Source organism: Armatimonadota bacterium, from assembly GCA_031459855.1.
GTDB lineage: Bacteria > Sysuimicrobiota > Sysuimicrobiia > Sysuimicrobiales > Humicultoraceae > Fervidifonticultor > Fervidifonticultor primus.
In genome coordinates, this window is sequence record JAVKHP010000001.1 from 3123513 (window position 1) to 3135904 (window position 12392).

Sequence of the window (12392 nt, forward strand, 5' to 3'; positions counted from 1 at the left end):
TTTTCCGCGATGGTCTTCGAAGCCACGGACGCCGGAAGAAGCACGTTGGAGCTGTCCCCCTTGACGCAGCTGACCCACACGGTGCTGGCTTCCTCGGCACGGCACCGGTAGACGCGTCGCTGCGGGCCCCATAGGCATCACTAGCCGCAAGCCTCCCCGGGCCCGGCCCACTTGCTCCCGCCACAGCCCCGAACTCGTAGACCTCCGCAGCCCCCGTCGAACCAAACACCCCGCTGCGCGTCCTGGCGGTCGCGGATCGCCTTGGCGTCCAGTCACAAGGGCAACCGCCGGTAACTTGCCCTGCCAATCCCGCGGCTATCTCTCCACGGAGCCCGAATTCCTACCCATTACCCAGAACGCTACTCATCTCGCCAGAGCCGCCCACCTACTTCGACGATCCAAACCTCGTAATCAGCGCGCGAACCACGACAGCCGCGATAACGGTGGCGGCCACGACTCCGGTCGCGATGACGTTCTGCAGTGGAAACGCAACCAAGAAGACAAGCCAAAACGCTGCAACCATCGCAAGGACGACGCTATTCAGCCATACTTGCTCTTCTCTAGCAAACTCGGGACTGCACCGATCCACAAGGCTGACGAAAAAGTCTGACAGGATGCGTTCCGCAAATACGCCTATTCCGAGTCGTGTGTTTGCACCGATTGCCCGCCCGTCGTAGTGCCAGACGCTTGGAAACCTGATAGCAGCGAGCAGTGTTCCAATCGTGGAAATGGTCGCCATGGCCAAGATGGAAAACCTAACCCCGACCGCGTCCGCAACCCACCCGAAACCCACTAACGACACTGCGCGCATCAATGCAACTAGTACCTGCCTGGTAGTGATAGTACGGCCCATCTTGTCAGCTGGAGTGTATTCCATCAGGATCGTGGCTACACTAATAAAGACGATCATGTTGGCAAAACCCGCCCAAAAGTTCGCAACAACTAACATCGCAACGTTCGCCGATAACCCCACCGCCGCAACGGCCATGGCCCATAGAAGGTAGGCGGCAACGATGACGTGCCCCCTGCGCAGAGTCAAGCCGCACCATGCAAGCAGTAAGGATGCCGCAACATAGCCAATCCCTCCGCTACTCTGGAACCAACCAAACTGCTGGTCTGTGACTCGCAGCACCCCTTTTGCCATCGGTGTCTGGAGGGAATTTAGGCCAGCAACCCAGTAGCCACCGAGCACGAGGGCAAGTAGTCCCAGTTGAATCTTGTCGTTCTTAACATAGCGAAGACCCTCAACTATTGAATGGAATACTCCCTTTTGATGCACGTCCGCCGGATTGACAGCACCGACGTCCCCGTTGGTTATTTTTAAAAGACTAACCAACACGGCCGATGCTAAGAACGTGATCCCATCCAGGTAAAGCGCCGTTTGATAGCCAAGTGTCGAAACAACTAATCCTGCCAAAACTGGCCCAATGATCTCCGTGCCTGAGTCCATGGATGCGAATAGGGCATTGGCCTGTAGTAAGCTACCCCGAGGTACAGACTGAGGGATGCACGCAAACATCGCGGGACGAAAGAAAGCGGTCGCCGCTGATATTAGAAAAAGGACCACGTACACCAGAAGAAGGTTGCGCTCCATCAAATCGGGAATAGCAAAGACGAGAGTAGCGCGTATCAAATCAGCATAAACTAGAATCTTGCGGCGGTCTAGACGGTCGACCAAAGCGCCGGCTGGCACACCAACGACTGCCGAACCCACCAGCAACGCCATAATCGCAAACGACACTGACAGCGCCGAGCCCGTCTTCTGATAGACCCAGAGCGAGATGGCCATCCAGTGCAGTCTGTCGCCCAGTTGTGAGATGAGCTGGCCGGTCCACAGCAGGGCGTAGTTCCGATGCCGCATGACGGACCAGAACCCGCCTGCACCGGGCTCAGCGATGTCGGCGACGGAAGAGGTCATGAGTCTGCCTGGACGGGAGTGAGCACCCGGTTGCGCGCCACCGGTGGAGCCATGGGGGACCGCAGGCCAGGAAACTGACGACGGCGGCCCGAATCATCCGAGGTCAATGCGAGGTCCGCGAGCGTTCCTCCTACTCCTCATGCTGCTGGCGACGCCTGTCCCGCCCCCGGCAGCGGCGCAGGTGCCGGTCGCCACGCGTCCGGGCGTGGATGTTCTGCTGGGGTCTCCCGGCCTCCTGCAGGGTCGCCGTATCGGGCTGGTGACACACGCTGCAGGGGTCACCAGCACCGGCGAGCCGACGTGGGCTGTGCTGCGGCGGGACCCGCGGTTCCTGGTGACCGCGCTGTTCGCACCGGAACACGGGCTAACGGGAACGCTGCCCGCCGGGCAGCCGGTGCCTGACGGCAACGGGGACCTGCCGGTCTTCAGCCTCTACGGCCGCACCCGCCGCCCCACGCCTGCCATGATGGCGCACATCGATCTCTTCCTCATAGACCTGCAGGACGTGGGAACGCGGGCGTACACCTACGCCTCCACCATGGCGCTGGTCCTGCAGGCCGCGAAGGACGCGGGCAAGCCGGTGGTGGTGCTGGATCGCCCCAACCCCATGGGCGGGCTGCACCTGGACGGCCCGGTGCTCGAGCCACCTTACCAGTCCTTCATCGGTCTCTATCCCATTCCGCTCGTGCACGGCATGACCATCGGCGAGCTGGCGCAGCTGTTCAACGGCCTCTTCGACATCGGGGCAGACCTCACCGTGATCCCCATGCGCGGCTGGACACGGCGCATGACCTGGCAGGAGACTGGGCTCCCGTGGGTGCGTCCCTCCCCCAACATCCCGACGATGCTCACGCCCTTCTACTATGCCGCCACGGGGGTGCTCGACGGCACGACGCTGTCGGCGGGGGTCGGCACCGACGCGCCGTTCCAGCTGATCCACAGTCCGTGGCTCGATGGGGCGCGGCTGGCCGCGCGCCTCAACGCGGTGGGGCTGCCGGGGGTCGTGTTCGACCCCTACGCGTTGCGAGGGGAAGATCCGCCGCGGGCGGTGCGGCTGGTCGTCACAGACCCGCTGGGGTTCCGGCCGGCGACGACCGCGGTCCACATTCTGGTCGAGACGCGCCACCTGCACGGGCCGCTCCTCGCGTTCGTCGCTCAGGGGGGTCGGTACAGGTTCGACTACGTGTGGGGCACCAGCGGCGTCCGTGAAGCGATCGACCGCGGGGCGCCGGCCTGGGCGATCGTTGCACGCTGGGACGCCGAGTTGCGCCGGTTCCAGATGTTACGCAGTCCCTACCTGCTCTACCCTTGAGAGGGAGGGGTATGTCCTCCTGCAGGCCAACCGGGTAGTTCGAGATCGTGCGCCGCCCGGATGCGCCGCTTGAGGGCGGCGGCATATGCGCGTGGGCAGGCCAACGGCGCGAGCACTGTCTCTACCACTGAACCGGAGCAGCGACGTCCGGCGCCGGGCCGAAGGTCACGTGGAATGAGCGCTACCCCAGAAGGCGGAGCGCCACCGGTCTCACCCGAACGCGACACCGCCGCAGGAAAACCGCCACCGGCGCGACACGTCCGGCGGCTGGCGGAGGTCGGCGGATACCGCTCGCCTCTCGGCGGACACCGCTCGCCTCGTCAGCGGGCAGCGCTCTCGCCGCCGCCGAGATGCGCGCGCCCCCCGGGCGAGGGCATGCCGGTCACGGACGGCGAGGAAACGGGAGCAGGTCTGTAAGCCGGGTTCTGTGCGCCGCGCGCTCGCCGCGCGGCGCGACGGTCATCTCTCTGCGACCGCGGTTGCCCGCGGCCTCCAGCAGCCTACCCGGGGATCGGCGGGCCGCCTCATCTCCCCCTACCTGGCCTTGCTCCGGGCGGGGTTTGCCTGGCCGGACTGTCGCCAGCCCGCCGGTGGGCTCTTACCCCACCGTTGCACCCTGGCCGCCGCGTGCGCGCGCGACGGTGGTCTGTTTCTGTGGCACTCTCCCTGGGGTCGCCCCCGCTGGGCGTTACCCAGCGCCCTGCCCTGCGGAGCCCGGACTTTCCTCGGCGCGATTCGCGCCGCGACCGTCCGACCTGCTCCCGCAACCATGGTAGCATCCCCGGCGCGGGGCGCAAAGGTGCAGAATACTGCGTTCCTCGCCGCCCGCCACCGCGCGCTGTGCCCGCATGCATCCCGATGGCATCAAGAGGTAGGCCGCGGTGTCCGTCCCGTCGTCGGCGTGGCGCGCGACCGGGGTCGGGGTGTTGGCTAGAGGTATTCGCCTATGCTGCGGAATCCGGACCGTCTGCCCACCCGAGGGTGTGGTAGCATTGGTGCCGACTGGAGGCCCTCACCTTGACCATGGCCGTTCCCGTTGACCGGCCTGCGTCGAAGGGTGTGGTAGCGCGGGTGTCGACGGGAGTCCTCACCTACGCTGTGGTATCCGCCCTGTCACCGGCGGTGCCGCCAGTTGTACCGCGTCCGCGTGCGTCGACGACGATGCGCAGTCGGTGCTCCCTGGGCAGGGGGCCTCCCGCGCGCAGGTGTGCGCTCACCCGTTCGGCTGCCAGGTGCTGCAGCCTGGCAAGCGCTGCGGTCTCGGTCGGCGCGGTGGCTTCGCAGTCTGGCAACGCCGGCACCCACGCGCGCCAGCCTGCGGGGCCCGGGGCCACCAGCGCCGTGAGCTCGACCACCCGACTGACCGCCGTGGCGTCGAGGGCACGGTTGGCAAGGGCGTCGGCTGCAGCGTTCTCGGTCCGCGGCACGTGCCGGATACGCCACCGGCGGAATTGGCGCAGCGCCGTCAGCACGTCCTGGTGGAGGGGCCGGAGGTGGGGGCTCTTCACGCGGTACGCGCCGCTGACCTGGCGCACCAGCAGGTCGCTGTCGGCGAAGATCTCCACCTCATCTGCGCCCATCGCCCGCGCCTCGGCCAGGGCTCGGAGCAGCGCCCGATACTCCGCGACGTTGTTGGTGGCGTGGCCCAGGGCCTCGGACAGCTCTGCCAGCGTCTTACCCTGCGCGTCCTGGATGACCACCCCAAGAGCGGCTGGCCCGGGGTTGCCCCGCGACGCGCCGTCCACGAACAGACGCAGTTTCACCGCGCGGCCCGCACCCGTGCGCCCGCTCACGGGGCGGGCAGCACCACGAGCAGGCGGCCGCAGCCGTCGCAGGCGGCCAGGAGCGCAGGGTCGTCCTGGAGTCGGACGACGAGGCGCTCGGGCACGACGACGTGGCACCCCTCGCAGACCCCCGCGCGCACGAGCGCCACGGCGATCCCCCCCTTGGCCTGTCGAAGGCGCTCGTAGCGGCGGTACACCGCCTCGTCGATGCCCTCCAGGAGGGCGGCCCGCTGTGCCTCGAGCGCCGCCAAACGCGCATCCAGCGCAGCCACCGTTGCCCGGTACGCGTCCAGGCATGCCGCCAGCGCACGCTGTGACTCGAGGAGACGCTGTCGGGCAGCACGCTCTGCAGGCTCCAGACGCTCGAGGTCGCCCAGGAGGCTCAAGAGCTCGTCTTCACGGTGGGCTTGCTGCCGCGCGAGCTGCGCGACTTCCTCCTGCATCGCCGCCAGCTCCTTGGGATTCCGCACGCGGCCACTATAGAGATCGGCCTCCACCCGCGCGCGTTTGGCTTCCAGCGCGGCAATCGCCAGTTCCGCTTCCTTGGCCCGTCCGTGCACCTGACGAACACGCTCGGCGAGCTCGGCGACCTGCGCTTCCGCCGCCGCCACCTCGGCGCGTGCGGCAGCGCCGTCGTCGAGCGCGGCGCGCTGGGCTGCAAGCTGCGCGAGCGCCGAGTCGACCTGCTGGAGTTGGTACAGCACGGCCCTGGCCACCGAAGACCCCATCGTGACTTCGCGGTGGGAAGCGATCTCCCCTGGCAGCCGGCCCCAGTGGTGGTCGCCGAAGGCTGGGGAGGTGACTGCGCAGTGGTACGCCGTCTCCCGGCAGGGCGGACACGGCACCGGACTGCAGGTGTGGAAGGAATCGTTAGCGCCGGGCCTTGGCTTTCCCCCCGGGGCGCGCCGCCGACTTGCCGGCAGCCGGTGGCGTCGGCTTGCGTTCCTCCCTGGGTTCTTTGCCCGCTGGCGGCCTGGCCTCCGGACGGGCGACCACCCGCAGCGGCTGCGCCCCGCCGGGTTGCGGCTTCGGCGGAACACCCGGGCGCGCCCCGGGTGCGGCGGTCGCTGGGCGCGGCGGCGCGGGCGGCCGGACGGGAGCCGGCGGCCGGGTGCGGGCCACGGTCAGCGCGCGAGGTGCGGCTTTGACTTCTTCGAGCGGCGGCAGCGGCTTGATCCGCTTTCGTTTGGCCTCCCACCACTTGAGGTAGTCGCGCCCCAACCGCTCGAAGTAGTCGAAGGCGTCGGGCCAGTCCAGCTCCCGCCGCATCCCCTGGATGATAGGCTCCACTTTGGCCCAGGGAATCGGGAACAGCTCGTAGACCGCTTCGCGATCGACGGCGTCGTGCTCCACCAGGAACCCGAGGTTGTCGCAGAACACCGCCACCCGCAGCAGGTTGTTGAACCGGATACTTCCGGGAGGGCACTCGATGATGAACTGCTCGTAGTCCTTGAAGTCGAACTGGAAGACCACGTACTGCATCGCCTCCAGGTTCTGGGGGGAGTCCGCCAGCTCCAGCAGGCGCAGCATCGTCTCCAGGTGCGGCTGAGCCAGTTTCTTCACCGGGCGTCACCTCAGGTTGACCGCCATCGTGGTCCGGCAGGCTCGGGATCTCACCTCCAGCCGGGGCATGTCGGCAACGGATTCGCCAAAATTCGATGTTTTCCCTGCGAAACATCGTCCGCAAGGTCCGACACTATGGAATTTGCGCCTGGAAACACTCGGGGACCAGCGAGCCGCCTCAGTCGGAGCGTCTGGCACCCAAGATACAGATAAAATAAATAATACACTACTTAGTGCCAATTTTGGTGGTCTGACCGCCGTACGGGGTCTACAAGCACTTGTCTGCCGAGAGCGCCGGTGGTGAACTGCCAGTGTATCTACAGGATATCAACACCGCCGCCGGTGGCGTCGGGCCGATGGTAGGCTGAGTCCCGGCAAGCACCGTATCCTTTGGGCCACGGCCGCCGGCGCCGTCGGGACGATGGTATACTGGGGCGGGCGAGTAGCTCAGCGGTACGAGCGCCTCCCTTACACGGAGGAGGTCGGGGGTTCGAGACCCTCCTCGCCCACCAGGCAGCCATCGGGGCGAGAGACCGCACGCAGGGCCCCGTGGCATGATCCCGCGGGATCTGCATCGGTCACCGGCGTGGTTGCAGTGAGAGAACCATTCCCAAGCCAGGTGCTACAATCCATACGATTGCCACCGATCCCCGGCGTGGCGCCAGCGGGCGAGCCATGTCCGAGCCACGTGGTGGTATAATCCACCACGATTGCCATTGACCCCGGAGGTGCCCATGGTCCGTGTGCCGTGGTTGACCCGTCGCCTCGTTCCGCTCTTTCTGCTGCTGCTCCTCGCATGGGGGCCGCTGCTGCCGGGACACGCGCAGCAACCCAGGCGCGGAGGCGTGCTCCGTTTCGCGCTGGCCGGCGAGCCGCCAACGCTCGACCCGCATGCCACCACGGCGCTGATCGCCGCCTACGTGATGCATCACGCCCTCGAACCGCTGTTCACCGTGAACAGCCGGCTGCAGCCGGTGCCGATGCTGGCCGAGCGCTACAGCGTCAGCCCTGACCGGCGAACCTACACGATCACCCTGCGCCGGGGCGTGCCGTTCCACCACGGGCGCGAGATGACCGCCGACGACGTGGTGGCGTCGTTGACCCGCTGGGGGCGCGTCAGCCCGCGCGGCCGCGCCGTGTTCGCCAACGTGGAGACGATCCGCGCCAGCGATGCCGCCACGGTGACCATCCGGCTGCGGGAACCCAACGTCCTCCTCATCACCGACCTGGCCTGGTGGGCGCAGCCCGCGGTCATCTACCCCAAGGAGATCCTGGACGAGGCCGGCACCGCCCCGCTGCGCCGGTTCATCGGCACGGGACCCTTTCGTTTCGTGGAGTACGTCCCCGATCGGCACATTCGGTTCGAACGGTTCGACCGGTACGCGGCGCGGACGGACCGTCCCGACGGCATGGGGGGCCAGCGCATCGCGTACCTCGACGGGCTCCTGTTCACGCCCGTCCCGGATCCGGCGGTGCGCACGGCGCAGGTGATTCGCAACGAGGCCCATTTCGCCGAGATCCTCAACCCTGACGAGTACGAGCGCCTGCGCCGGGAGCCCGGCATCGTCCCCGTCAAGGCGCCGCTGCCCAGCACGCTCGCCTTTGTGTTCAACAAGCGCTCCGGGCCGATGACGAACCCCAAGCTGCGGCAGGCCTTCGCCGCCGCGCTGGATGCGCCGGCCATCCTGCGCGCCACCTATGGGCATCCTGAGTTCTTCCGGTTGAACCCCAGCCTGCTGCCCAAGGAGCACTACATGTGGACCGACGCGGGCAAGGAGTTCTACAACCGGAACGACCTCGCCCTGGCGCGCCGGCTCCTCCAGGAAGCCGGCTACCGCGGCGAGCCGCTGCGGTGGCTCGTGATCTCCGACTTCTTCTGGGCGTACAACTCCGCCCCGGTGGCGAAGGCCCAGCTGGAGCGCGCGGGGTTCACCGTGGAGCTGATCGTGACCGACTGGCCCACCAACCAGACGCTCCGCAACCGCGCCGAGGGGTGGGACATCACGCCCGTGCACTTCCCGACGGTCGCCGATCCGACGATCCATCTGGCGTTGAGTCCGACGTACGTGGGCGGCTACGAGAGCCGGGAGCAAGCGGCGCTGGTGGCGCTGATGCGGCGCCATGCGGACCCCAAGGTGCGCATGGAGTTGTGGCGGCGCTCCCAGGCGCTGTTCTGGCGCGATCTACCTATGGTCATCATCGGCGAGGGGTTCTTCATGCACGGGCACCGGCCCGAGCTCAAGGGCTACAACGGCCTCCCCTCGCACTACTTCTGGAACACTTGGCTGGAACCGTCGCGGTAGCCGCACGCCGTGGCCACGGTGCGCGTGGGCTTCATCGGGCTGGGCGCCATGGGGCTGCCCATGGCCGAACGCCTGCTGCGGGCAGGGTTCCCCGTGGTGGCCGTCCGCCACCGCGACCATCGCGGCCCCACCGCCCTGACGGCCGCCGGCGGGCGCGTCGTCGACACCCCGGCCGCCCTGGCGCCACTCGTCGACGTGGTCGTGACGATGCTGCCCTCGTCACGTGAGGTCGAGGCCGTCGTCACCGGCGAGGCCGGCCTCGAGCCGGACCTGCGGCCCGGGCAGGTGGTTTTGGATATGGGCACGAGTGACCCTGCCGCCACGCGAGCGCTCGCTGCGCGACTGGCGCCGCGCGGGGTGGACGTCGTCGACGCACCGGTGAGCGGCGGCGTCCGAGGCGCGGTGGACGGCACGTTGCTCATCATGGTCGGGGGCGCCCCGGCGGCCGTGGCGCGGGTCCGCCCGATCCTGGAGGCACTGGGCAGCCATCTCGTGCACGTGGGGCCCGTCGGCGCCGGCCACACCCTCAAGCTCGTCAACAACCACGTGGCCCTCACCACCATGGCGGTGTTGGCGGAGGCCATGGCGCTGGTCCGCGCTGCCGGCCTGTCGCCGACAGACGCCCTCCAGGCGCTCCGGCACGGGTCGGCCGACAGCGCGATGCTGCGGGCACTGGCGCACCGGCTCCAGACGCGGCAGTTCGAGCCCGGGTTCAGGATCCGGCTGGCGCACAAGGACCTGACGCTGGTCCAGCGGCTGGCTGACGCTCTGGGCGTCTCCCTGCGCGTGGGGGCCAGCGCACGCCTGATCCTGGAGGAAGCACTGGCCCGAGGTCAGGGGGAGCGTGACATCGCGGCACTCGCCGCAGACCTCGACGTATCCTGACGCCCATTCCGGCGGGAGCACGAGGCCTACGTGCCCGTGTCGGCTGCCCCCTGGTGGCTGGTCCGCCGGCGGTGACGGCGCAGGGGGGGCGCTATCCTGCCTCGCGGGCCTGGACCCCAGCCCGCACCACCCGGGCGCCCAGCGCCGTGAGTTTGTGCTCGAGGGCTTCGTAGCCGCGATCGAGGTTTTCGACCCGGGAGATCTCCGTCTCGCCCTCCGCCGCCAGCGCGGCGATCACCACCGCGGCACCGCCCCGGATGTCGGGCGCCTCTACGGGCGCGCCCGAGAGTCGCGTCGGGCCGGTCACGTGGACGTTCTCTCCCTCCACCCGGATGTCGGCGCCCATGCGGCGCAGTTCGTCGGTGTAGGCGAAGCGGGCTTCGAAGATCCGCTCCCGCACCGTCGAGGTGCCCCGGGCCTGGGTGAGCACCGCCACCATCTGGGGGTGGAGGTCGGTGGCGAACCCCGGGTAGGGCGCGGTGTCGACATCCACCGGCCGGAGCTCGTCGGAGCCGCGCACCCGCACGCCCTCGGCGGTGACCGCCACCTCGACCCCCGCCTCCTCCAGCTTGGTGAGCAGGGCGGTGACGTGTTCCGGGATCATCCCCTCGACGAGCACGTCGCCGCCGGTGGCCGCGCCCGCCAGCAGGTAGGTGCCGGCTTCCAGCCGATCGGGGATGATCGTGTAGGTGGCGCCGTGCAGCGCCTTGACCCCCTCGATGGTGATCGCGTGGGTGCCGGCGCCCTTGATCCGCGCCCCCATCAGGTTCAGGAAGACCGCGGTGTCGACGACCTCGGGTTCGCGCGCGGCGTTCTGCAGCACGGTAGTGCCGCGGGCGGTGCTGGCGGCCATCATGAGGTTGATCGTCGTCCCCACGCTGCTCCGCGGCACGTAGAACGCCGTCCCCTTGAGCCGCCGGGCCGTAGCCTTCATGTACCCATGCTCGGTGGTGACACGCGCGCCCAGGGCCGCGAAGCCCCGCATGTGGAAGTCCACCGGTCGCGCCCCAATGGAACACCCGCCCGGCAGCGGCACCTGGGCCCGCGCCAGCCGCCCCAGCAGCACGCCCGCCATGTAGAACGAGGCGCGCATGCTGCGACAGAGTTCGTAGGGCGCCACGTGGGTGGTCAACGTGCGCGCGTCGATGGTGAGCCGGCCGCTGCGGAAGGTGATGCGCGCCCCCAGGGCTTCCAGGATCTCGATCAGCGTCAGGACGTCACGGCAGTAGGGCACGTTCTCGAGGGTGGAGACGTCGGCGGCCAGGGCGGCCGCCGCCAGCACGGCCAGCGAGCTGTTCTTGCCACCTGCGACCCGCACCGTCCCGCGCAGCCGGCGGCCGCCGGTGATCACCAGTTTGTCCACTCGATTCCCCCTGCCGCGCGTGACGGTGGCTGCTACGGTGTGGGCGCGCGCAACCGGTGATCCACGTAGGCCTGGACTAGCTCCTCCAGCAGGGCCAGCCGGTCGACCTGCCGGATCACCTTGCGCGCGTCGCCATGGCTCGTGATGTAGGTCGGATCGCCCGACAGGAGGTACCCGACGATCTGCTCGACCGGATTGTACCCGCGCTCCTCCAGCGCCCGGTAGACGTAGAGCAGGACCTCCTGGGTGTTGCGCCGCGTGACGCCGCCCCGAAAGACCCCGGTGCGCTCCCGCTCGTCCACGTCGCTCACCTCCCGTACACCAGCCTCGGAGGCGCCCCGGATCCTTCGGGACGGCCACGCGCCAGTGGTGGGCCCGCCTGGCTTCGATCCAGGAACCTGCGCCTTATGAGGGCGCTGCTCTACCACTTGAGCTACGGGCCCGCGGGACGATTATAGCATCGCCCCACCACGTCGTGACGCGCCGTCGGGCGGTACGCGACGCGCCCCCGCGCCGGGCGGCGCCGGCTGGTAGGACACCCCCAGCAGGTACAGCCCGCCGGGCGGTGCGGCCGGTGGTACGCGAGCTGGATCGCCTGCGGCCAGCAGCGTGCCCACGGCACCGGCCGGCAGCATGCCGCGCCCGACCTGCAGGAGGGTCGCGACGATGCGCCGCACCATCTGCCGGAGAAACCGGTCGGCGACGACCGTGATCACCACGAACGTCCCCCGGCGGGTCACCGTGGCCTCGGTCAGGGTGCACTCGGTGGTCCTGGTGGTCGTGCCGGCGACGCGAAAGGCCGCGAAGTCGTGGCGGCCGACCAGCGCGGCGGCGGCCGCCTGCATGGCCTCCAGGTCGAGCGGCTCCGGCACGTGGTACGCGTAGCGTCGCAGCAGCGCCGAGGGGAGCGGCCGGGCCAGCACCAGGTAGCCGTAGGCGCGCCACCGGGCGTCGCGCCGGGCGTGGAACCCTGGCGGTGCGTCGTCGACGGCGCGCACGACGACGTCGGGCGGAAGCAGGGCGTTCAGCCCGGCCCGGATGCGCTCGGTGGACAACCGGCTCGCGGTCACCAGGTGGGCCACCTGGCCCAGGGCGTGGACGCCGGCGTCGGTGCGTCCGGCTCCCACGACCCGCGTCGGCGCGTTGAAGAGGCGGCTGGCCGCGCCCTCGAGCACGGCCTGCACCGTGGGCGCAGCAGGCTGTCGCTGCCAGCCGGCGTAGTTGGTGCCGTCGTACTCCACGACCAGGCGCAACGTGCGCATGG

10 protein-coding genes, 2 tRNA genes and 1 other RNA gene are annotated in these 12392 nt (G+C 68.8%); 4 read left to right on the top strand and 9 right to left on the bottom strand.

Annotated features, from left to right (window positions below):
* Positions 1 to 385: 385 nt before the first annotated feature.
* Positions 386 to 1918 carry an MFS transporter gene (locus QN157_14415; protein MDR7556784.1) on the bottom strand — a complete coding sequence of 511 codons (1533 nt, stop codon included), beginning with the start codon at positions 1916 to 1918 and terminating at the stop codon, positions 386 to 388.
* Positions 1919 to 2024: 106 nt separating this feature from the next.
* Here QN157_14415 and QN157_14420 point away from each other — a divergent pair, with 106 nt between their 5' ends.
* Positions 2025 to 3230 (top strand): DUF1343 domain-containing protein, encoded by a 1206-nt coding sequence (locus QN157_14420; GenBank protein ID MDR7556785.1) that lies wholly within the window; start codon positions 2025 to 2027, stop codon positions 3228 to 3230.
* Between the two features lie 398 nt (positions 3231 to 3628).
* Here QN157_14420 and rnpB read toward each other — a convergent pair.
* The 4 genes from rnpB to QN157_14440 form a co-directional block, all read right to left on the bottom strand.
* Positions 3629 to 3992, bottom strand: an RNA gene (gene rnpB, locus QN157_14425) — RNase P RNA component class A.
* Positions 3993 to 4321: 329 nt separating this feature from the next.
* Positions 4322 to 4993 (bottom strand): ribonuclease HI family protein, encoded by a 672-nt coding sequence (locus tag QN157_14430; GenBank protein ID MDR7556786.1) that lies wholly within the window; start codon positions 4991 to 4993, stop codon positions 4322 to 4324.
* A gap of 26 nt (positions 4994 to 5019) precedes the next feature.
* Positions 5020 to 5718 carry a hypothetical protein gene (locus tag QN157_14435; protein ID MDR7556787.1) on the bottom strand — a complete coding sequence of 233 codons (699 nt, stop codon included), beginning with the start codon at positions 5716 to 5718 and terminating at the stop codon, positions 5020 to 5022.
* A gap of 166 nt (positions 5719 to 5884) precedes the next feature.
* Positions 5885 to 6577, bottom strand: a complete 693-nt coding sequence (locus tag QN157_14440) for a hypothetical protein (GenBank protein ID MDR7556788.1) — start codon at positions 6575 to 6577, stop codon at positions 5885 to 5887.
* 436 nt (positions 6578 to 7013) lie between these two features.
* On the opposite strand from QN157_14440, the gene QN157_14445 reads away from it, so the two are divergent.
* From QN157_14445 to QN157_14455, 3 genes are all read left to right on the top strand, one after another.
* Positions 7014 to 7089: transfer RNA gene (locus QN157_14445), tRNA-Val, on the top strand.
* 222 nt (positions 7090 to 7311) lie between these two features.
* A complete protein-coding gene (locus QN157_14450) occupies positions 7312 to 8880 on the top strand; it encodes an ABC transporter substrate-binding protein (GenBank protein MDR7556789.1) in 1569 nt (522 codons plus the stop codon).
* Between the two features lie 9 nt (positions 8881 to 8889).
* Positions 8890 to 9765, top strand: coding sequence for an NAD(P)-dependent oxidoreductase (locus tag QN157_14455; protein ID MDR7556790.1), 876 nt, complete (start codon positions 8890 to 8892; stop codon positions 9763 to 9765).
* Between the two features lie 91 nt (positions 9766 to 9856).
* Here QN157_14455 and murA read toward each other — a convergent pair whose 3' ends face one another.
* The 4 genes from murA to truA all read right to left on the bottom strand — a co-directional run bounded on the left by murA (position 9857) and on the right by truA (position 12390).
* Positions 9857 to 11128 (bottom strand): UDP-N-acetylglucosamine 1-carboxyvinyltransferase, encoded by a 1272-nt coding sequence (gene murA, locus QN157_14460; GenBank protein ID MDR7556791.1) that lies wholly within the window; start codon positions 11126 to 11128, stop codon positions 9857 to 9859.
* Positions 11129 to 11160: 32 nt separating this feature from the next.
* A complete protein-coding gene (locus QN157_14465) occupies positions 11161 to 11439 on the bottom strand; it encodes an IreB family regulatory phosphoprotein (GenBank protein ID MDR7556792.1) in 279 nt (92 codons plus the stop codon).
* 56 nt (positions 11440 to 11495) lie between these two features.
* A tRNA-Ile gene (locus QN157_14470) sits at positions 11496 to 11571 on the bottom strand.
* A 9-nt stretch (positions 11572 to 11580) separates the two neighbouring features.
* Positions 11581 to 12390, bottom strand: a complete 810-nt coding sequence (truA, locus tag QN157_14475; GenBank protein ID MDR7556793.1) for a tRNA pseudouridine(38-40) synthase TruA — start codon at positions 12388 to 12390, stop codon at positions 11581 to 11583.
* Positions 12391 to 12392: the final 2 nt, after the last annotated feature.

What these genes read in the sequence shown, in the direction of transcription:
- QN157_14415 (MDR7556784.1), bottom strand. Translation starts at nt 1,918, where the DNA reads ATGACCTCTTCCGTCGCCGACATCGCTGAGCCCGGTGCAGGCGGGTTC.
- QN157_14420 (MDR7556785.1), top strand. Translation starts at nt 2,025, where the DNA reads ATGCGAGGTCCGCGAGCGTTCCTCCTACTCCTCATGCTGCTGGCGACG.
- QN157_14450 (MDR7556789.1), top strand. Translation starts at nt 7,312, where the DNA reads ATGGTCCGTGTGCCGTGGTTGACCCGTCGCCTCGTTCCGCTCTTTCTG.
- truA (MDR7556793.1), bottom strand. Translation starts at nt 12,390, where the DNA reads ATGCGCACGTTGCGCCTGGTCGTGGAGTACGACGGCACCAACTACGCC.